The sequence below is a fragment of the Flagellimonas zhangzhouensis genome (assembly GCF_900102925.1).
GTDB lineage: Bacteria > Bacteroidota > Bacteroidia > Flavobacteriales > Flavobacteriaceae > Flagellimonas > Flagellimonas zhangzhouensis.
In genome coordinates this window covers 232,349-255,100 of sequence record NZ_FNKI01000001.1, presented here as the reverse complement: position 1 = coordinate 255,100, position 22,752 = coordinate 232,349, and the positions used below count along the sequence as shown (strand labels likewise).

Genomic DNA, 22,752 nt, shown 5'->3' with positions numbered 1-22,752 from the left:
TTAAAATCCTGTTTCTTCTTCTTTAATGATAATCAAACTGGCTTTTGAGCCCGTGGAAAGGTTCCAACGGTTGTTGTGAATTACCTCGCCCTTATCATCAGTAACCACTACTTGGGCCGTGTTTGGACCAGAGGATCCTTGGTTTAAGGCTTCAAATTCAATGCGGTTGAAACCTTTGACCAAATCGATATTGACACCCTTAAATGATCCAGTCAATAATAAATTAAATTCCACGACCTCACCATTCAAGTAAATTTTGATGCGGTCCCCATCTACAAATTCATGATCTCGAGCCACTATGCCAACAAATTTTGCCGTGGTCTTAAAATCGCCCAAATATTGATCTCCAAAGTGGTCATTGGCCCCTTTTTCTTTTTTTTCTTTCACCTTGGGGTCAATCTCCATATCGTAACCTGCCTGTAACAATTCCTTGTCGGGAAGCATTTTAACGCCAGGTTTATTGTCTTTGGAAATCAAACTCTCATCCAGCACGGAGGGCATTCGAAGTAATGTGCCCTGATTACTGGCTTTTACGTCAAGATTGTTTTTTGCCCCAATTTTTAAAGGTCTGGTAGTGGGTAAATCAGAGGATTGGGCTTGCATGGAAACAAAACCTAAAAAACATCCCGCTAAAGTTAAAACCAGCTTTTTCATGGCAAAATATGAGCAAATTTAATTTTAAAGATAACAAATACCTTGCCATGAAGTTGATAAATTGAAGTTAAATCGGTAAGCTGTATGGTTTTTTCGCAACACCCCTCTTTAATCCAAACAAAGGGTGTAACCATTTCACTCTAAGAATAATAAGGTCGTAAATCAACCAGCTTATGCCAAAGGTGCCGACCACCATTAGGGTTGCTTTGGGCCATAACCCCCAATCCAAGTTCATTATATAATAGCCTACTGCCACGGTAATAGTCTGATGCAAAATATAAAATGGGTACACGGCACGGTTAGCATATGCTAGTCCTTGACTCGGTTTATTCAAGTATTTGGCAGCATACGAAAACAGTACCAATATCCAAGACCAAAGGTTAGCCACTTTAAAAAGTGCTTCGGTAAAATGGATAATAACGCTATCCTCAAAAAACAGCCAAATAATTAACAAGCTGCAAAAAGAAACAATTCCAACTATCAAGGCTTTCGAGCGAATTTGTTCTACCATGTTCCAAAAAGTATCGCCAGTGGCAATCAATACAAATCCATAAAAGAATAGTATGATGCTAAATAGAAAATTGAACCAATCGTTCACCAAAGCATGGGTCACTGGAAAAAAGGGTTCCACCAAAGATTCGGTCAAGTACAATGGAATAATGAAAGCGTAAACGCCCCATGGTTTTACAATCAATTTTTTAACCCAATCAATAAATCGTGTTTGGTGCTTTCTTAAATACACAAATAGAGGTGCCAAAATCCAAGAGAAAACCAATAGGTAAGGTAAAAACCAGAGGTGGTGCCAACTGTAGTTTCCTTCAGGGTAGATGCCATCAAAGGCTACTGTGGTAAAATATTCCCAATAAGATCCAGTAAATGCACCTGAAGCCAAACGTTCAAAGTAAACCTGTGGCGGAACAATGATCAGCATTCCAAAAATTAATGGAATTCCCAATCGGAGGAACCGTTCCCACATAAACTTTCCCGTCGATCTTTTGCCCAACGCATAATAGGTTCCCATTCCTGAGATCATAAATAAAATAGGGAGTCTCCATTGGTTTAAAAAGAGCATGGGCCAGCGGAGATTGTCGTAGATCACATTGTTTTTTACGTGCCATCCCCAAGGCACAAAAAACATACCTACATGATAAAATATAAGCAAAGCGAAAACAATCACCCGCAGCCAGTCTAAATCGTAACGTCTAATTGATGTGTCCATTTTTTGATTTTTTCCAAAGGTGAAAAATGACACTTAGAAATGGGTGATTTTAACTCGGAGAGACGTCCTGAATTGCAATTCAGGAGAAATTAAGCCTGTTTTTGGGCTATTTTCTCCTTTACATAGGCTGATGGAGATTGTCCAACATGCTTTTTAAAAGCATTGTAAAATGCTGATTTTGATTTAAATCCGACCGAATTTCCGATAGCTTCTACGGTAAGATGTTTAAAATCTACATCCAACAACCTGATTTTTGCCAGTTCTACTCTTTTCTGGTTGATGTAGTCATTAAAATTGGCCCCAGTTGCTGAATTGATCAATTTGGAAACGGTGTTTGCATTGGTGTCCAATTTTTCTGCTAAGCTTTTTAGCGTCGCATCTTGATCCGAAAAATATTGGGAATCGGATAAAAAAGCTTCAATATGTTCAAATTGGATGGAGTCGGAAGCAAGGGTCTCGTACTTATCGGCTATCCATGATTTTTCAAAAAATCGGGATTCCGACAGTATAAAAAACGAAGTAATGTAAATGGTCACTGTTTGAATAATCCCAATATAATGGTCTCCGCCATCATCATCAAAATTGATATATATAACTAATAGGGTAAACAATAAAATGATGAATATGATTACGGTATTTAAGGAGAATATATACTTATCCACTTTGATGTTTTTGGATGTGACCCAACCTTTTTTTCGGGATTTTAAAATCAAAACAATAGATAAAATGGCATATAAAGTAAAGCTAAACAACACCAGCCATCGGTACTCATCCTTAATAAAATGATAGGAATAGTTAAAACCTTCAGGCACTTCCACATAGCCGAAATTGCGATAGTAAGCTCCCAAATAGGCATTGAGTTTTACTTCTGTTGGACTCAAATAATAGGTGATTTGAGATAGAGCATAGAGTACAGGAAGAATAAAATGGGGCCAATATTTTTTGAATGAAAACGGTTTCCGCTCAAGAAGGGCATATAGAAAAAAGTACATGCTAGGGGCTATCAACAAAACCAAAGGTTCGGTGGAGTCATTAAAATGAATGACATATTTGATCAAGCCGGTATAACAGAGGTATACATCCAAAAACACCAAACATTGAATCACCAATACCCATCCGAATAAGTTGATGGCCGATTTTTTTTTAGCTCTCAAAAAGATGACAAGAGCCAGAAAAAAACCTTGAACTACCCCTAACAGCATCAAATGCGAAGAAAGGTCGAAACGCAATGGAATCTGATCAAATATCGCTTGTATATCGTTCATGTATTGTGCTTAAATCGTACCTTGTGGACAAGTGAAAATTGAAATTAACCATTCTTTTTTAATCAACCAGCCGAACCATGAAAAAGAGACAGTTCCTGCGATATATGGGAAGCGCCGCAATGGCAACACCGTTTATGCCCTTAACGCTAAATTCCCAAGAAACTTCTAAGGAAATACCTTATCCAAACCCCGATAGTGATGAATTTTGGGATAGGATCCGCATGGATTTTAAATTGAAACCCGATTATATTAATCTGGAAAGTGGTTATTACAACATTACCCCAACCCCGATCCTTAACAAATACATGGAGCACATTCGTGATGTGAATTATGAGGGTTCCTATTATATGCGAACTGTGCAATGGGATAATAAACAAAGTGCAGCATCTCGCCTGGCTGGTTTGTTGAACTGTTCGGAAAAGGAATTGGTAATTACCCGTAATACAACAGAATCTTTGGATACCATAATTGGTGGTTTTCCTTGGGAAAATGGAGATGAGGCCATTTATGCAGTTCAGGATTATGGGGCCATGCAAGTGCATTTTGAGCAAATGGAGGAGCGTTTTGGCATTGTTTGTAAAAAAGTTTCGGTACCCAACCACCCAAATTCGGATGAGGAAATTGTGTCTCTGTACGAATCGCAAATTACACCAAAGACCAAATTGTTGATGGTGTGCCATATGGTGAATGTGACTGGGCATATTCTTCCGATTCGAAAAATTTGTGACATGGCTCATTCCCATGGTGTTGAGGTCATGGTAGATGGTGCGCATTGCGTAGGTCATATAAAGGTTGATTTGGCCGAATTGGATTGTGATTATTATGGCTCCAGCTTGCACAAATGGCTGTGTGCCCCTTTAGGGGCAGGGATGCTGTATGTGGCTGAAAAGAATATCCCCAAAATTTGGCCTTTGTTGGCAGACCATGAAACGGACAAAACTAAAATCCGAAGATTGAACCATACAGGGACCCATCCTGTAGCTACGGACTTGACCATTAATGATTCCATTGATTATTTGGAAATGATTGGGATGGAACGCAAAGAAGAACGCATGCGTTTTTTACAAAGGTATTGGAGCGATCAATTACGCGATGTGGAAAATGTGGTGATCAACACGCCCATTGAACCGCATCGTAGTTGTGGTATCGCCAATGTGGGATTGACCAACATTAAACCCCGTGATATGGCCAAAATTTTATTGGATGAATTTAATGTGTGGACCGTGGGCATCGATTTTGAAAATGTGCATGGTTGCCGCATAACGCCTAATGTTTTTACGACTACAGATGAATTAGATCAGTTTGTGAGTGCCATTAAAACGATGGCAAAACGAGCTTAAGCATCAATGTAATCCTTTAATTTTTCTGGACCTTCCAGTAGTACACGAACAATTTGAAGGGTGCCGTCGGGTTTGGTATCAATATGCCATTTGATAAGCGAAATTTCACCTTTTTCTATTTCGATACCTGTGATGCTTCTTGGGTGAACACAACTCCCATCATTAAAAAATGGGATTTGCCCTGGTTCTGGAAATCTTGGTCGGTGGGTATGCCCCGCTATGGTGATCAATAAATTCTTTTTTAAGATCCAGCGTTTGATACGTCTCTCTATGCGAATCAACTCTTTGTAGTTTTTTGCAGGACTAGTAGGATCTGCTATCCCCACTACTTGAAGCGGTTTCCATAAAATACGAACCAAAAAACGACCAACTCGCCAATATGTATAATTCCACCAATCGGCTTGGTGACCATGAACTAAAAAAAGTTCCTGATTTGTCTCTTTGTGCTTTAAGATTAAACCTTCATGGTAAAAAAGGTCTTTAAAAAGTGTTTTGTCCTCCCCGTCAATAGGTTCAAAATAATGTGAAAGGTGCTTTTTTACATAATCGGGGTCACGATATACCATGTCGTGGTTGCCCCAAAGCATTTTCAAACGCTTTTCCAAATGGAATTGCCGAAGTAATTGATATACATTTTTATGGGCTTCAAAAATGGCATCAAAACTCATATTTTCCCAAAGCTCGTCACCATCACCCAGCTCGTAATAATGAAAGCCTTCACGATAATAATGGTTGAGGGCGTGGAAATAAATATTTCGATTGTTGGCAAAGTCATCCGCAAAACTGTTGTCCCCTCTATGGCAATCACTAAAGAAGATAAACTTCGAATCATCATCAAAGTCGATGACATTGGCATTCGAATAAGCTCTGTCTAATCTTTTGGACGAGGACATGGGTCAAATTTTGCTAAATATCCTTAAAAATGACCATATATCCATAAAGAAGCGACACGGGTTAGTCGCATTTTTAGATTTTGTAACTTTACACCCTATTTTTCGACTAAATAGCCCATGATACACGACAGCAATATGGAAAGCCCTTTGGTGCAATTGGTAAGCTTCAATAAATTATTGGAGCATTACGATGAGCAGCTGAAAAGTCCGAACAAACATTTGGCGGACAGGGCAAAATATGTTTTGGATGCGCAAGCACCCTATCCTGTGCTGCGTGAAGGTTTTAAAGAGTTGTCCGTATTGGAAAAGCACAAGGATGTCATCAAAATTATTTTGGAAGACTCTTTTGCTCCTATTCTTACGTTGAACGAAATCAAAGCAGCCTCAACACCTTTTGAAAATTTGGTGTTCAATTCTTCGGAACGTTTCCAACAGATTTTGAAAGATGCTGGGGATTCCTTTGATCTTTCCATCAGTAATATTCCCCAAGAGTTTGGGTACATAATGCGTTGTACCGTAATCTTGAAGTTCTTTTATGGATACAATTTGGATTTCAAGAGGCCATTCTTTTATGACATCCCCGACACCAATGGGGTAATGAGGCGTTATCGAATTCTGTACAATGCAGATTTCATGGAAATTATTCCGACCGAAAATGCCAAGGAGCTTACGCAAGATGATGTGGATGACCTTTTGGATAATTTCAACAACCTAGATTTATGGAAGGAAAAAATTCCACCCAATAGTTTTATAGCCAAAGGTTTTGTGATTTCCAATATGTTCGATGTAACCGCCGAGCATTCCATTTCGGAAATTAAATCAACATTGATCGGGAGAACCCAGCTTCATGAACAATCCTTTATGGAGAGTTTTGAGGATACCTTTAGATCCCTGTTTAAGCTAAACGATATAAAAGTGGGCTTTGCTGGATATGACAGTAATGCTAATAACTTTTTTAAGATCTATGGCAAAAACATGGAAAGTTACATTCTCAACGGAAACGAATTTGAGGATTGTGATTTTAAATTCTGCAACCATACCCATAGTAAACTCTTCAAGGAGAACAAGTATTTTGCCATATCCAACGTAGAGAAATATTTTGAGAATTCAGAAGGGGAAACCCAGCCCTATAAAAATTTGATGGAGCAAGGCATTAAAAGTGCCATTCTTGCCCCCATTTCCATAAATGGAAACCTTTTAGGGGTGCTGGAATTGGTTTCAGGGAAGAAAAATGAGCTTAATAGTGTAAACGCAAACAAGTTGGATGGAGTGATGCCCTACATTATTGCCGCTGTTATGCGTACCATTGAGGAGGAAGAAAACCTTATCGATGCGATAATTCAGCATGAATGTACCTCGGTGCACCCATCCGTATATTGGAAATTCCAAGAAGAGGCTAAGCATTTTATGGCCGATGAATTGGCTGGAAAGGAACCTGTGTTTAAAGAGGTTGTTTTTAAAGATGTGTACCCACTTTACGGTCAAATAGATATTAAGGATTCTTCCAAAGAGCGTAACCTTGCCATTCAAAGAGATTTGATGATTCAGTTATCTGAAATCAATGATATTTTGGAGTTGGCTTTTGAAAGACACACGCTTCCTATTTATGAGGAATTGCAGTTTAGGGTGAACAATTATTTAAGTGAGGTGAAAGAAGCCTTGTTCACACATACCGAACAAGCTGTTTTTGATTTTGTAAAGGAAGAAGTGAACCCTATTTTGCTTCATCTTAAAAAGGAAGATATTGAGGTTGCTGCCTTGATAGAAAAATACGAAGAGAAAATAGACAAGGCCACCGAAAGCTATTATGATCATAGAAAAAACTATGATCGAAGTGTGATGGATGCCAATTTAAAACTTGCAGCACTTCTAGATAAAAAGCAAGAAGCTGCCCAAGAAATGTTTCCACACTATTTTGAGCGCTACAAAACCGATGGGGTGGAACACAACATGTACATTGGAAGTTCCATTGCCAAAGACCGCCAGTTCAATAAATTGTATTTGAGCAATCTTAGATTGTGGCAGTTGCAGGTTATGTGTGAAATGGAGAATAAGTACTATTCCCTAAAACCACATTTGCCTGTTAAGTTGGATGTTGCTTCACTTATTTTGGTGTACAGTACCTCTTTGGCCATTCGTTTTAGAATGGATGAAAAACGTTTTGATGTGGATGGAACCTACAATGCCCGTTATGAGGTAATCAAAAAACGTATCGATAAATCATTTATAAAAGGTAGTAACGAACGCCTGACCCAAAAAGGAAAGTTGGCCATCGTGTATTCCCAAAAGAAAGACGAGCGTGAATACATGCGTTATATCAGTTTCCTAAAATCAAAAGGATACTTCACCAACAATATTGAAATAGTGGAGTTGGAAGGTCTTCAAGGGGTAACAGGTCTAAAAGCTATTAGGGCTGAGATTTTATATCAAAAAGATAAAAAATCGGAGCGTACCTATACCTACGATGACCTGATGGAAGAACTTAAATCCTAAGGTTTAAAACAAATACGTAAAATTTTCAGGACCAAAAAATCGGAAAGCTATTCCAAAAGCAATTACCGATATGATCATACCTATCATAAAAATGGTATAAGTCATTCGCAAGAGCTTGTATTTTTTGTTCAATACCAATCCCAAATAATACAAATCCTTGGTAAGTGAATTGTAAATGTATTCCTTGTCCTTAACCAATTCGCCCAAGGCCCATTCGTATTCTTGCAGGCTCATTTGATGAAAGTTTCCGAAGAACAAAAGGTTTACATCTTTGTTTTCTACATCTTCTTTTGAGAATTTCCCCCTAGTAATATTGGGCCGAGTGGCCAACACCGATAAAATCATGGAAGTGACGCTTGAAAGAATCAAAATAAAGGTGGGGTAAATCAAATAGGTGTTGGATGGGTTGTCCAATTTGGTCAATAAATTTGCCAATACCACAGATATCACGATTGCATTCACCGACAACAAAATATTGGCTTTGGTATCCGCAATGTCACTAAGTTTTAAGTGGTTTTTTAGTGTTACCCGATAAAGCGTCTGTATGCTTCGGTCTGGACTTTCGCTTTTATATTTGGCTTTTAAAGCTTCTTTTTTGGCAATTTTCTTTTCAGTCTTTTTCTCCTTAAGAAGTTTTTTAAGGTTGTCTTCTTTGCCAGGCTCCCATTTTTCTTTGGCGTAATCCGTATAAAACTTATGTTTGAGCCTAAACATTTTAATGTTTTTGTCTCTCCATTCCCTGGCGGAATAATCGGCTATACCCAATTCGCGAAGTTCATCACGTAAATAGTCAGTGGTTTCCCAATAACTTTTTTTGGCAAAGTGCGATATATCAGCATCTCTGATAATACCTTCCATTAAATTGGAAGGCTCATGGTCCATTTTGGTAGCCATGATCAAATTGCAGACTTTTGTTATGCCTTCATCATCATATCCATTTTCTTCAAGAAATTTTTTAGCTGTTTTACAGCTTTTTTCTTCATGATTTTCCATTCCCTGGATATGTCCAACATCGTGAAACCAAGCAGCTAAGAGTAGGTGTTCGTTCTCCTGGTCGGAAAGGTTATAGAAATTGAGCAATTCTTTAGTACTTTTAACTACTCTTTGGGTATGTTTAAGGTTGTGATATAAAAACTTAGGGTCAAGTTTTTCGGTTAAAATATTTGAAACGAAACGTTCAGTTTTTTCAACAATTTCCGACATAGCATTATATTGAATATCCAAATTACAAAATTTTGGAATCAACCTCACGGGATATGCAGAAACATCTACTATTGTTCTTACTACTTGTTTTGGGATACAGTTGTGCCACTTATGAGACCAAGGTGCAAGATCCATATTCCCAATCTGAAGATTTTAGTGGTAAATCACTGGAACACACCTTTTTTTTAATCGGTGATGCTGGATTATCCCCTGAAAATGATTTGAATCCTACTCTAAAAAGATTTAAAAACACCCTAGAGCAAGCTGATAAAAACAGTACCGCAATTTTTTTAGGGGACAACATTTATCCAGCAGGTTTGCCCAGTAAAAAAGATGACCCCGAAGGACATAAACGATCCAAACATTATTTGGATGCGCAATTGGCAACCGTTGAAAATTTTAAGGGAAATACCTTGTTCATTCCAGGTAACCACGATTGGTACAGTGATGGTTTAAAAGGTCTAGAACGAGAGGAAGATTACATTAAAAAGGTGTTGGATGATAAGGATGTGTTCCAACCCAAAAATGGTTGCCCCATTGAGAAAATAGAAATCTCCGACAAGGTGATGGTCATTGCCATTGACACAGAGTGGTATTTAACGGATTGGGATAAGCATCCCACCATGAACGATAAATGTGAGATCAAGGATAGGGAACGCTTTTTTGAAGAACTGGAAAGCTTGATCAAAAAGAATTTGGACAAGACCTTGGTCATTGCCATGCACCATCCTTTGTTTACCTATGGTGAGCACGGAGGTCAGTTTTCTTTTAAAAATGGCCTATATCCCACAGGCGGAAAAATCCCTCTACCTATTTTGGGTTCGGTGGCCAATGTATTGCGAAAAACTACTGGAGCCACTACCGAAGACTTGTCCAACAAAATGTACAATTCGTTAAAAAAGCGCATACTTACACTAAGTCAGTATTCGGAAAAGGTGATTTTTGCATCTGGACACGAGCATACCCTTCAATATATTGTAGAATCAGGAAAAGCACAGATTGTAAGTGGATCAGGGGCTAAATCGGGAGCCACCCGATTGTTGAATGGCAGTCAATTTTCAACCAGTAAAAATGGATATGCGGTTTTAAAAATCTACAAAGATGGTTCTTCGGAAGTGGCCTTTTATGGAGCTGATGAAAATGGAGAAGAAAAACTGTTCCAAACCTCAGTACTCCCACCTGACAGACCTGAAAATGTTGGTCCTTTTTCAGAAAAATTTCCTGCTTATAAAACAGCATCGGTCTATACACCAGAGGAGGTTGATAAAAGTGGATTTCACAAATGGACATGGGGTGAACGTTACCGAAAGTATTACGCTACCCAAGTTAAGGCCCCAACAGTGGGTCTGGATACGCTGTATGGAGGTCTAAAAGTGGTTCGAAAAGGTGGAGGAAATCAATCCAATTCGTTACGATTAGAAGATAAAAAGGGAAGGCAATATGTAATGCGCGACCTTAGAAAAAGTGCTGAACGATATTTACAAGCCATGGCATTTAAAGAGCAGTTCGTGATAGGACAATTTAAAGACACCTACACGGAAAAACTGTTATTGGATCTCTACACTGGGGCACATCCTTATGCTCCTTTTACGGTTGCCAAGCTTTCCGATGCTGTAGGCATTTATCATACAAATCCCATATTATATTACGTGCCCAAGCAGGCTGTTTTGGGTGATTTTAATACCGAATTCGGTGATGGACTTTACATGATCGAGGAACATGTTTCGGACGGTCACGATAATTTGGCAAGTTTTGGGCGCACCAAAAAAATTGAAAGCACCTACGATTTTATCAATAAGCTCCGAAAGGATGAAGAATATAAACTGGACCAAAAGGAATACGTGAAAGCCCGTCTTTTTGATATTCTTTTAGGTGATTGGGACCGACATGTGGATCAGTGGCGCTGGGCAGAGTTCAAAACAGAAGATGGAAACAAATTGTACAAGCCCATTCCTAGGGATCGTGATCAGGTTTTTTCCCGTTGGGGAGACGGTCTGGTTATGGGATTTGGTACCAGAGCCGTTCCAGCACTCCGAATATTTGAAGGTTTTCACGATGAAATCCGAAGTGTGAAAGGTTTTACATCTTCTCCGCGAACCTATGCTTTGGATATGGCTTTATTATCGGAAGTTGATTTGGATATGTGGGAGGAGCAAGCTAAATATCTTCAAGACAATCTTACCGAACAGGACATTGATGAGGCCTTTTTAGAATTTCCAGAAGAGGTAAGGGATGAATCAATTGATGAAATTAAAAAGACCCTTTTAGCTCGTAAGGCAAATTTACTCACAACTGCTAGAGACTATTTTGAGGTGCTGAACAAGTACAGTGTGATTACGGGAACGGATAAAGACGATTATTTCAATATTGTCTCCTTGCCCAATGGCAATGTGGAAGTACGGGCTTATCGCATTAAAGGAGGAGAGTTTACAGATTTGTTTTTCCATAAAACCTATAGTCCCAATTTCACCAAGGAAATCTGGATTTATGGATTGGATGATGATGATGAATTTGAGGTGAATACGGCAACCTCTAAAATTAAGGTGCGAATCGTTGGAGGACAGAACAATGATGTGTACAAGATTTCGGAGGATTCAAAAAAGGTGTATGCATACGATTTCAAATCCAAGAACAACACGTTTGATGAAGCCTATGGTGGTAAAATTAAAAGAGTGGATGATTATCAGGTTAACACCTACGAATTCCTAAAAGTAAATGCGACCAACAACCAAATACTTCCCACTATAGGTTATAATCCCGATGATGGCGTTCGAATTGGTCTTACTGATACCTACACTATAAATGGTTTCAGAAAAAATCCTTTTACCCAACAGCATCGATTTAATGCCGCCTATTATTTTGCAACAAAGGGTTACGATTTAGGGTATAAAGGTGAGTTTGCTCATTTGTTCAACAATGTCAATTTTGAAATTGATGCAAGGTTTACTAGCCCAAACTTCACGCGTAACTTTTTTGGATTTGGTAATGAAACTGAAAACAATGATGATGACGAACCTTTAGGTTTGGATTACAACAGGGTACGCATTCGCACCTTAAGGGTTGTCCCATCTTTAATTTGGAGGGGGTATTTGGGGTCTAAAGTCCGCATTGGATTGGCATACGAACATATCGAAATTGAAGAAACCGATAACCGTTTCATCAACGAATTTTACATTGAAAATGGAGAGGAGAATGGCAAGAGCTTCTATGGTATCGATGGGGAATATAATTATGCCAACACCGATAATAGTGCTTTTCCAACCATCGGTATGGATTTTACTGTTCAAGGTGGATACAGAACCAACATAGAAGATACTTCCAGAACCTACGGATATATAATCCCAAGTTTTTCCATTGACCATAAGATTACTTCGGATGGGAGGTTGGTCTTGGCCACGAAATTTAAGGGTCATTTTACCTTGGGCAATGGCTACGAGTTTTATCAAGCAGCCAGCATTGGAGGAAACAATGGTTTGAGAGGTTACCGTTTTCAACGCTTTACAGGAAAAACTGCCTATTACCAAAATACTGATTTGAGATATAGCTTTTTAGGTCAAAAAACAGGATTGATGCCAGTTACGCCTGGTATTTATGCAGGTTTTGATTATGGTAGGGTATGGTTCCCTGGCGATTCTTCAGATAAATGGCACAATTCGTATGGTGGAGGTTTCTTTTTAAATGGAACCGATATTATTACTGCCAATGTTGGGCTATTTAATAGCGCAGATGGAATGCGAGTGGCTTTCGGTCTTGGCTTTGGATTTTAATCCAGGGTGAATTGATAGATTTTTCGACCTCCAAACTTATTTTGCTCGTCTGCAATTAGTACCGTATTGTTATCAGTAAAAACTACTGATTCAATTTGAGTGGTACATTGTAAATCTATGATTTCAGTTATAGCCGTTGAGAAATCAGGAAGTTTAAAATCCCGAAGTAATATCAGTTTACCATAGGTAAGGAGAGCAATTGTTTTTCCGTTGGGAGACAAATCAACACTGGTAACGGAACAACGATTCTGGTCATCACATAAAAATAAAGAACTTAAAAGTTCGGCTTTGTATTCGCCTTTTTTGTCAGGAACCCTATAAATTAAAGTTTTTCCAGAATATGGTCTTGTTCTGTTTTTAGTGAATATGTATAAATAACCATCCCAATGGAACATGCCTTCAGTGTCATAATATAAACTGTCCTTTTTAGGCGGGAAGTCTGTTTGTTGTGGATACGAAATCTTTATTTTTTCAGCATTGGGCTCTTTTTTGTCCAATTGCGATTTTGAAATTTTATAGATGACCAAATCATCACGTTCGTTCGCATTGTTCCCGAAATCACCAATATACAGATTACCTTCCGCATCTAAAGTCAGGTCTTCCCAATCCTTGTTTTTGGCATGGTCAATTTTAAGGGTTTCCTTGATTTTTCCAGATTTATCGACCCTGTATATTTCATCTTTGTTACCACTATCCTCAATCACCCAAAAAGTGCCTTTAGTGGCAGTTTCAATCCCTGAAACCTCTTTTAGTTTCTTTGGAAATCTACCGAGCGGTTCCAATAGCCCATGGTTTTGGGCACAGGCCTGAGTAGTGATCAAAAGAAGTAAGGCGATAATTTTATTCATCGGACTCTTTTATGGGCAAATAAATTTCTGCGGTCCATTTAAGTTGATTTCCTTCATTCATAGGGTTGTCATGAAATACCTCCAAAGGCGTATTTTCAACTTCAATGTTATGCTTTTTTGCGTAATCCATGAGGGCATACCACGCTCTGTCTGAAGTGATATAGTTGCCATTGTACTCAGCCTTCAGAGCTCTTTTTCTGAAAATCCGTTTGTATTCAATTTCTGTTCCAATGGGTAGTTTTTCTGAACGGATGATAGGTCGTCCAAAATTAAAATGGATGCTATCGTTCTCTTGATTCCAATCAGTGATTTCAATTACTGGAAACCCGTCAAACTCCACACCGTTATCTAAAAGTGTCCCCATAAGATAGCTGAAATTTCGCATCATTTCATCTGTTTTATGAAGTTGCGTAGTTTTTATGGGTATATAGGCGATGTATTTTGTGGGTATTTCCTCTTCACCGATTATTCGAACCTTGAATTTGTCAAGGTGTTCGTCAAGGTCCTCCATAAATTCCATTACGGTGGATTCACTCCGCTTTTTAAAATCTGTATTGGAAAACGGAACAGTAAGTTTGTTTTTTAGGCTGTGCGCTTCATCTCGAATCGCAACAATTACCCGTGAAGTAGAATCGGTAAGGGGTTCAATTTCCCAATTGTAAATATGGGTGGAATCTCCAAACTTCATGGTTTGGGTCAAATGCAATAAATCTCCATCTTGTTGGATTTTCTCTGAATTGTTCAGATCTCGTGCCCAACGTTTAAGTCTCTGGTTGATTTCACCAGGGAATGTTTTGGCCTTAAATCGAACAATGTAATCTGAAGGTTTTAAAAATAGATACCATAAAACTGCTCCCACCATAAGGGCAAGAAGTATTGAAAAAATCTTCCTCATAACTATGCAGCAAAAATACGGATTAGCCTTTGGTCATGTCCAATTTGTCGACCACAAATTTTCCCAAGTCCCTACCTTGTTTAATACCTACTTCGATGGCAGCACGGTAATGGATGCCACCATACATTCTGCTCATGGCCGCTTCACTGGCAGCTTGGTTAAAGGAAGTGAATGAACGTACTGGTAAACCATAGGCTACTTCAGTGTCGTCATCGAAAGCAAAATTATCGCCAAATACGCTAGTCAATGCCGTAGAAGCAGCTCCCGAAACTACACTATGTCCACTTGTGTACTCAGGAAATGGTGGTGTTTGAAGTACAGGCTCCCAACTGTCATCAATATATTCGTTGATTACAGTTTCAGGTCGAATAAGGTTACTTCTGTATTTTTCATCCCAACAGCTAATAAAGGCATCGGCAATGGCTATGGATGTTTTGGTGTAGGCATAAACTGTCTTTGCAAAATCAGCATCGGTTTTTCTAGCCGCAATTTTAGTAATGCCAATCCAGTGTGCCCCAGGAGTAATTTTTTTAGTGGCAAACATCAAGTGACCGCGGGTAACTGAAACATAAGGGTTACAGTCCCAAAACTGTGCAATGGCAATTTCTTCCGATTTGTCTCCTTTTCCAATCATGTTTTTGCGTACCTCGTATACCTCCATTACCTCTTGATAAAATTTAGAGTCTTTTTCCATGGAGAACTCTGGTGGTGGAATAGGTTTGAATTGCTGAGCTGAATCAATGGCAAACGGACGTATTTTTTCCCAATGCGGTTCTATACCGTTCATGTAGGCTGGTGGGGTAGGTTGCCAGCGAGAAGGATCGTTAGAATCTACGGAGAACTTAGGCATGGTACGGGTTTCTTTGTAGTTGTCCTTGCCCATCCATTCTCCAACAAAATTGGCGACTTCCAAGCCATACTCTTTCGAAGCATTAAAAACAGGTTCGTTCTTTTCCATCCAAACGGTGTACAAACTGTCTCTGAAAGATTCCAGTTTTTCTTCTGAGAAAATCAATCTTTTGCTCAAATCCATTTGCGCGATCATTGCGGCCATATCGTAGTTGAGGTTTTCGGTGCTTTTAGGTTCTGGTATATTGCCCAATTCACTTACTTGTCCTGCCAAAGATTTATAATTGGCATCTTTTTTAGCCATGATTTCAAAAGCGGCAATATTTGGATAGGCGAATATTCTACTGGCTACAGGCGGAGAGAATATATCGTGAATCATAATTTCGATAACCTTATCCACCGATGCATGGTATACTTCAGGTGAAATTTCAATAGGTTCCTGCTTTTTTTGACATGATGCCAAAACCAATACAACTGCTGCAATTAAACTTATTCTTTTTTTCATGGCCTTGCGATTAATCATTGATGTTATAGACTTGTGCCCGATCATTATTGAATACGGCCAACAAGTATTTTTTGTTGTTTACTGTTATTGTTTTTAAGTGTCTGATTGATTTTTTTGTGAAATCCAATCCCAATTGGTTGCCTAGAACGATTTCCCCATCTTTACTAAGTATAGCCCCAGGGAAAGAGTCCAGTCTTCCATGGTAGGGTTTAACGCCAAAGTAGTTTCCTGCCATCAACACCTCGGGAGTTCCATCTCCATTGAGGTCATCTACCAAAAAGGTCATGATGGGAGAAACTTGTAGCTCGTTTTTGAAAGGTACAAAAACAAATTGTCCGTCATCATTCCGTAAATAACCAGATTTAAGGGTGTTAACTTCCAAAACGGTGGATGCTTTCAAAGTATCATCCCCAAATATTTCTACTATGGTTGCCCCTGCAAAAGACTTGTAGGTGGTGTATTTTTTCTTCAGATATACCATTTGTGAAGCAAGCCCGTCCAAGGATTCTAAAGGATAGTATTTACCGTTTTTTTCCATGGCGGTAACGGTTTCGGGTTGCCCGTTATCATCAAAATCGTTGAAATATAATTTCATGGGATGTGCTTCGGAAGCCTTGAATTTGGAATTGGTGCCCCAATTACCCAAAAGGTAATCGGTATCTCCATCTCCATCAATATCAAAAGCTTCAATGGCCTGCCAAAGCCCTGAGATGTTAGCTTGTTTCACTTCGGTAAAACTGCCATCCTGATATTTTAAAAATTTGGGCGACATCCATTCTCCGACCAAAATAAGGTCTGTGATCCCATCCCCATCAAAATCACTCCAAATGGCATCGGTAACCATCCCCTTGCTTATGGATTCAAAACCTTTTTTCGGTGAAAAAGTTCCGTTGTTGTTTTCCAATAAGTAAGATGTTGCAGGTGCTCCAAAATTTGAAGTAATGGTGTGTCCACCAACAAAAACATCCAAATCACCATCGTTGTCATAATCGAAAGGTCTTATTACAGATGAGTTTTGGTAATATTTTGGAAGTTCCACACGATTGAATGTGGTGTCTTGTTTTACAAAATAAGCATCCAAAAGAGGTTCTGATGGACCAAAAAAGTCTCCTCCTCCAGAAGAAATGATCAAATCATTTGTTCCATCGCTATTGAAGTCGACAATGCTCGCAGAAATTTGTTCTTGAATGGAATCGCTTTCTATGGAATTGAATTTTTCTCCCACAAAAATGCTGTCTTGTAGCACAAAAACTTGTGAAGGCTCATATTTTGATCCTCCAAAAAAGAGATCTTCTTTGCCATCGCCGTTCAAATCACCAATTGCCAAAGCTGGCCCTCTATCCGAAATTTGATAGGGTATCAGTTTTTCACGGTTAAAGTCGGTATAGTTGTCCTCTACATGGGTAAAGTCAAGTCCAAGATTGTTTTCAACTTTGGTGAAAAGTGGTTTTGCAACCTTGTTTAGTCTGCTATAATCAAAAGGTTTTGCATTTTGGGGTGCAATTGTGAGCGTTTGGTTTGAAGCTACATTTTTTAGGGTTTGATATGTTCTGTCTGGCCAAATAATTCGAATGCTGTCTATTTCAGTTGCATTTTCAAATCCAAAATGAATCATCGGTTCAGACGAAGCTTGAAAACCACGTGTGGTAAAAAGCTCCTTGAATTGAAGATTACCATCAACATAAGTATATACTTTAGTTCCAATCCCAAACTTATTTTTGACTGTATAATTGAATTTTATCTTTAGATAAGTGCCCTTGTCATTGGTTTTGTTGATGTACAAAGAAGCGGGTTGATTGATGTTGTTGGTCACCACATCCAAATCCCCATCGCCATCAAGGTCACCAATAGCCGTAGCGCCAGAAACCAAAGTGTCTTTGCTCATCCAATCCTCGGTCATGTTTTGAAACTGGAGATTTTCGGTGCCTTTAAAAACATAGTTGTGAACACTTCCAGATGGCATTAAACCCAATGCCTGTTGATCTACCATTTTAGTATTGTCAATTTTTTGCTGGATCTGATCATTGGAAACAAATTTGATAAAGTCCAAATCGTTCGGTCTTTTGGGAATTCCGTTGGAAATAAACACATCTTGCTGACCATCTTGGTCAAAATCGGCAAAAAGGGCACTCCAACTCCAATCGGTTGCGGCAATACCGCTCATTAGGGCGGTTTCCATAAAGTTTCCGTCAGGTTGGTTTACATAGAGCATGTTTCTGGTAAACTGATAATGGTACCCAAAACGGTCGATTCGCATTTTTTGGGTCTGAATATTATCATCCCCTTCGGAAGATTTTAATGGAATTTCATCTTCAGGAAGCATGTCCAAGGAGATTAAATCGGGTCGTCCATCATTGTTGATATCTGCAACGTCATTACCCATGGAAAAGCGTGAAGTATGACCGAAAAATTGTTTCAAACTTTCGGTAAAGGTGCCATCCCCGTTGTTGAGGTAATAGTAATCGTCCTCATGAAAATCGTTGCCTACATAAATGTCGGGATAGCCATCTTGATTAAAATCAGCTATGGCTAATCCTAATCCATACCCATTGATGCCTCCATAAATACCTGCCTCTTCACTTACATCGACGAATTTACCGTTATCGTTTCTCAGGAGTTTGTCGCCAGTTTCGTAACGACGCTCGAACCGCAAGTCAAACTTGCCAAAGGAATTTTGGGTGTGCACGGCATGGTTCAATAAATACATGTCCAAATCCCCATCCAGATCAAAGTCGAAAAAGGCAGCGTTGGAACTGTACGAATCGAAATCCAAGCCATATTTGGCCGCACTTTCAGTAAATGTGTTGTCGCCGTTATTTATGTAGAGTTCGTTGAACCCATTAAAACCATTGATGCCCACGACAGCGCTAACGTAAATATCCAATAGCCCATCGCCATTCACATCGGCCATGGTTACTCCCGTGTTCCAAGTGCTATTGCCTTCAATTCCAGCAGAAACAGAAATGTCTTCAAAATCTAAATTGCCCTTGTTCAGATAAAGTTTGTTCTTGACTTGATTCCCACTTAAGAAAATATCGGGCAAACCATCGTTGTTGATGTCACCAATGGAAACTCCTCCGCCATTATAAAAATAGAGATAGTCAAGAATACTTAAATCTTTGGAAGTGGTAAGGGTATTGGTGAATTCCAACCCAGTTTCTGATGGAGCTGGCGTATCAAAAAGACCCCCACCTTTCTTGCATGAAACAAGAAAGACAGCAAGAAGTAGTATGATCAAAAACCTATTCATTCAGGGCAAAAATCTTGGGTTTGTTGTTGTTCACGGCTGCGATAACGTAGGTTTTTCCGTTTTTATCCTTGAATTGTTTTAGGTACTTAACTTCGTCCCGAACCTTAAATCCACTGGTTTCATAATCTTGCCAAATGAAGTTCAAATTGCCATCGCCCAACAATAGGTTCCCTTGACTTGCATCCAAACGGGAAAACTGTGGTTTAAACTCAAAGTTGTTACCTGCCATGATCAAATCGATGTTTCCGTCCTTGTTCACATCGGCACAAGTAATATCGCAGACGCAGGAAAGTTGCACTCGGGGTGGTAGATTTTTGATAGTGAATTTTCCACCTCCTTCGTTTATTGCGATAACAGAAGCTGAAGTCTCTGCCTTTTTAACGATTGATTTCTCCATCACTTCTTCTGGGAATAATTGATGGATGGTTCTTTGTGCGTAATCGGAAGCTTTTAGGTTTTGCTTTTTTAAAGATGGCAATTGCTCAGTTAGCTCCCTTTTTTGATGGATGGGGTAGTCGCCTCCATTTTCTTGCATGGTCACAATCTGTTCCAGAGTCCCGTTGTTATCGTAATCGTTGATGTACATTTTCATCGGGGCATAGTCCGTTGGCTTGTAGTGGAGGTTCAATCCTTGATTTCCCAAAATTAAATCTAGGTCGCCGTCTCCGTCAAGGTCAGCGGTTTCCACAGTGTTCCACCATCCGTATAAACTATCCAAGGAAGTGGACATTTTGGACAATCTTCTGCCTGTGTTTTTATAAATTTTAGGGGTATCCCAATCCGCAGTAATAATAAGGTCTTTTTTACCATCACCATCCATATCTTCCCATTTGGAATCGGTCACCATTCCCGCATCCTTTAGGTCGTATCCAGAACGTTCCGTTACATTGGTGAAAGTGCCATCGCCCATATTTTCGAGTAGCAAATGGTCAGGATTGATGCCATAAACACCTACTACACTTCGAGAACCGATGAAAATGTCAATATCTCCATCGTTGTCAAAATCGTATGGGGAAATGGTGGATATATTTTTAAAGGTAGAAGGCAGTTCTTTTTCAGATTTTGAAAAGTTTCCATTGCCATCATTCAAATACAACCGAGCTGAATAATTTCGTTGTTGATCTACATTGTTTCCTCCAGAACCTACAATCAAATCCAAATCGCCATCTCCATCGGCATCAAAAAATGCTGCTGCAACATCCTCGTGATCTTTGTCAGCTTCAAAAACGGCAGATGATTTTTGGGACACCTTTCCATTTCCTCGGTGCAAATAAATGGAGCCAGCTTGACCCTTTGCTCCGCCGATAAAGAAATCTTCATGGCCATCGCCATTTACATCCGCCACGGCCAAAGATGGTCCTTCTTGGGATAGTTTATGGGAAATAAGCCCTTCGTAATCAAAATCGTTATAACTGTCCTCTTTGTGTTCTGCAATCAAATTATTATCCAATTCTGTCAAAAAGGATTTTTTGTTGAGGTTCTTTGGCAACAAATATTTTTCAGTGGCATTGGAATGCTCAAGGGTCAGCACTTGATTCACTGGCACATTTTCCAATTTTTGTGTTTGTTCATCGGGCCATACAATACGAATGGAATCCAATTGTTGGGATTTTCCCAATCCAAAAGTCATATCGTACTGCACCGAAGATTGAAATCCACGGGATGGAATCAATTCTTGGTTTACGATGTTGCCATCAAAATATAATTGTGCCAATGTTCCAACCGCAAATGGGTTGTTTTCTGGCCCTTTGAATTTTAATTGGATGTAATTGTTATCCATTTGCGATTCGGTGTTGTTTCGGTAGATAAATGCTGGTGTATTAACATTGTTGATCACCAAATCCAAATCCCCATCGTTGTCCAAATCAGCATAGGCAGCTCCGTTGGAGCGGGAGGGAAGTTCAAATCCCCATTCTTTATTGGCATTTGTAAATGAAATATCGCCGTTGTTTTTGTAGGCATAGTTGGGCTGTGGCTTAATGGGCATTTTGCTGATGATGGAATCGATGGATTCCTTTTTGCCCGTCAAAGCCATTTTTTGAACGATTTCATTCGCAAAAAAGTCAACAAAATCTAAATCGGTAAGGTCATGATTGATTCCGTTGGTAATGAAAATATCTTTAAGGCCATCGTTGTCCATATCGAACATCAGTCCTGCCCAACTCCAATCTGTTGCATCAATGCCACTGTAGTATGCCACTTCAGAGAAAGTGCCATTTCCATTATTAAGCTGTAACGTATTTTGGATGTACTGTTGACCGAAATCCTTATTTTGTTTTAGGTTGAAGATATTATAACCCTCAAATTCCATTACAGATTTAACTCTTGTTTCGTCTTCTGGAAGCATATCCGTAATGAATATATCATTGTGTCCATCGTTGTTGATGTCTGCAATATCGATACCCATAGCCGAAAGGCTCAAGTGCGAGGTCCAATCGTTGATTTCTTCTTTGAAGGTGCCATCTTGTTGATTGATATAGAGGTAATCCCTTTCGTAAAAATCGTTGGAAACATAAATATCTGGATATAGATCGCCATTAAAATCAGTGACCAAAACCCCCAATCCAAAACCGATCAAACTTCCATAAATACCAGCTTCTTCACTTACATCGATATATTTTCCATTGTCGTTACGTAAAAGCATATCCCCAACACCTTTAAAAATATGTGGAACTCCTTCCCAATCTTGTGCGCGAACTTCACGCTGTTCTGCATAGCCCAAGCTGCTTACGGGAATATTACTGTTATTTAGAATATACACATCCAAATCACCGTCTTTGTCAAAGTCGAAGAAGGATGCATGTGTGGTAAATCCTGTTTTTGCTAGATTATATTCATCGGCTTTTTCTGTAAAAGTGAGGTCTCCATTATTGATGTAGAGATCGTTGTCGTGGTTATTGCCTTCCATGTTCCCTGCATTGGAGACGTAAATATCCAAAAGGCCATCGTGGTTAATATCGACCATAGTTACCCCAGTGGACCATGGTTTATTTCCTAAAACACCTGCACTTTCGGAAATGTCTTCAAATTGCATGTTGCCTTTGTTCAGATAGAGTCTGTTGGGCTCCATGTTGCCTGTGAGATAAATATCTTGAAGGCCATCGTTGTTGATGTCCCCAATGGCAACTCCACCACCGTTATAGAAATTGCGGTATTTAAATATGTTGAAGTCTTTTTGGTTTACCACCTTATTGACGAACTGCACTCCTGTTTCTTCAGGTTGCAACAGGGTGAATAGTGTTTCTTTTTTTTCTTCCTCTGGAGATGGATTTTCACCTGTGTCTTTACAGGAAAAAATAACCAATAGAAGAAGGCAAACCGTTATATAATTGAGTTTCATTTTTAATTTTCTTTTTCAACCGAAAAAAGGAACTCGGAAATTCATTTGCTCATAGAAATTCTCCGTTCCCAACATTCTGCAATATAGGGCAATATCAAGCCTCCAATCTACCAAGATGAGGGGTTATCTCAAAATAATAGGCCTCCATTAATATTTCATTAATCTATTTTTTATTGAAATTTATTGGATGCCAAAAAAAGTAATGCCGCCCACGGATGGTGGGCGGCATTG

At 39.2% G+C, this 22,752-nt stretch carries 13 protein-coding genes; 3 read left to right on the top strand and 10 right to left on the bottom strand.

Annotated features, from left to right (window positions below):
* The 3 genes from BLQ18_RS01035 to BLQ18_RS01025 all read right to left on the bottom strand — a co-directional run bounded on the left by BLQ18_RS01035 (nt 1) and on the right by BLQ18_RS01025 (nt 3,138).
* Nucleotides 1-654 carry a hypothetical protein gene (locus BLQ18_RS01035; protein WP_090291799.1) on the bottom strand — a complete coding sequence of 218 codons (654 nt, stop codon included), beginning with the start codon at nt 652-654 and terminating at the stop codon, nt 1-3.
* Between the two features lie 67 nt (nt 655-721).
* On the bottom strand, nt 722-1,873 hold the full coding sequence (locus tag BLQ18_RS01030) for an acyltransferase family protein (protein ID WP_175443697.1): 1,152 nt from the start codon (nt 1,871-1,873) through the stop codon (nt 722-724).
* Between the two features lie 89 nt (nt 1,874-1,962).
* Nucleotides 1,963-3,138, bottom strand: a complete 1,176-nt coding sequence (locus BLQ18_RS01025) for a helix-turn-helix domain-containing protein (RefSeq protein WP_090291797.1) — start codon at nt 3,136-3,138, stop codon at nt 1,963-1,965.
* A 77-nt stretch (nt 3,139-3,215) separates the two neighbouring features.
* Between BLQ18_RS01025 and BLQ18_RS01020 the strand changes: the two genes are divergently transcribed.
* The gene (locus tag BLQ18_RS01020; RefSeq protein WP_090291795.1) at nt 3,216-4,478 is read left to right on the top strand and encodes an aminotransferase class V-fold PLP-dependent enzyme; all 1,263 of its coding nucleotides are present in this window, start codon (nt 3,216-3,218) and stop codon (nt 4,476-4,478) included.
* On the opposite strand, the gene BLQ18_RS01015 is transcribed toward BLQ18_RS01020, so the two are convergent.
* Nucleotides 4,475-5,371, bottom strand: coding sequence for a metallophosphoesterase family protein (locus BLQ18_RS01015; protein ID WP_090291793.1), 897 nt, complete (start codon nt 5,369-5,371; stop codon nt 4,475-4,477). The genes BLQ18_RS01020 and BLQ18_RS01015 overlap by 4 nt on opposite strands.
* A 117-nt stretch (nt 5,372-5,488) precedes the next feature.
* Between BLQ18_RS01015 and BLQ18_RS01010 the strand changes: the two genes are divergently transcribed.
* On the top strand, nt 5,489-7,864 hold the full coding sequence (locus BLQ18_RS01010) for a GAF domain-containing protein (protein ID WP_090291792.1): 2,376 nt from the start codon (nt 5,489-5,491) through the stop codon (nt 7,862-7,864).
* Between the two features lie 3 nt (nt 7,865-7,867).
* Here BLQ18_RS01010 and BLQ18_RS01005 read toward each other — a convergent pair whose 3' ends face one another.
* Complete coding sequence (locus BLQ18_RS01005) at nt 7,868-9,067, bottom strand: Pycsar system effector family protein (protein WP_090291790.1); 1,200 nt, start codon at nt 9,065-9,067, stop codon at nt 7,868-7,870.
* A gap of 53 nt (nt 9,068-9,120) precedes the next feature.
* On the opposite strand from BLQ18_RS01005, the gene BLQ18_RS01000 reads away from it, so the two are divergent.
* A complete protein-coding gene (locus BLQ18_RS01000) occupies nt 9,121-12,834 on the top strand; it encodes a metallophosphoesterase (protein ID WP_090291788.1) in 3,714 nt (1,237 codons plus the stop codon).
* Here the strand turns inward: BLQ18_RS01000 and BLQ18_RS00995 are convergent.
* From BLQ18_RS00995 to BLQ18_RS00975, 5 genes are read right to left on the bottom strand one after another with little or no spacing between them, the layout of a single operon-like run.
* Nucleotides 12,831-13,682, bottom strand: a complete 852-nt coding sequence (locus BLQ18_RS00995; protein ID WP_090291787.1) for an NHL repeat-containing protein — start codon at nt 13,680-13,682, stop codon at nt 12,831-12,833. The two genes, BLQ18_RS01000 and BLQ18_RS00995, sit on opposite strands and share 4 nt — an antisense overlap.
* Entirely contained in the window at nt 13,675-14,577 is a 903-nt protein-coding gene (locus tag BLQ18_RS00990; RefSeq protein WP_090291785.1) for a GyrI-like domain-containing protein, read from the bottom strand. Before BLQ18_RS00990 ends, BLQ18_RS00995 begins: the two co-directional genes overlap by 8 nt.
* Before the next feature lie 22 nt (nt 14,578-14,599).
* The gene (locus BLQ18_RS00985; RefSeq protein ID WP_175443696.1) at nt 14,600-15,931 is read right to left on the bottom strand and encodes a vanadium-dependent haloperoxidase; all 1,332 of its coding nucleotides are present in this window, start codon (nt 15,929-15,931) and stop codon (nt 14,600-14,602) included.
* 10 nt (nt 15,932-15,941) lie between these two features.
* Nucleotides 15,942-19,181: a VCBS repeat-containing protein gene (locus BLQ18_RS00980; RefSeq protein ID WP_090291781.1), complete on the bottom strand. Its 3,240-nt coding sequence runs from the start codon at nt 19,179-19,181 to the stop codon at nt 15,942-15,944.
* Nucleotides 19,174-22,521, bottom strand: a complete 3,348-nt coding sequence (locus BLQ18_RS00975; protein ID WP_090291779.1) for a CRTAC1 family protein — start codon at nt 22,519-22,521, stop codon at nt 19,174-19,176. Before BLQ18_RS00975 ends, BLQ18_RS00980 begins: the two co-directional genes overlap by 8 nt.
* Between the last annotated feature and the right edge of the window lie 231 nt (nt 22,522-22,752).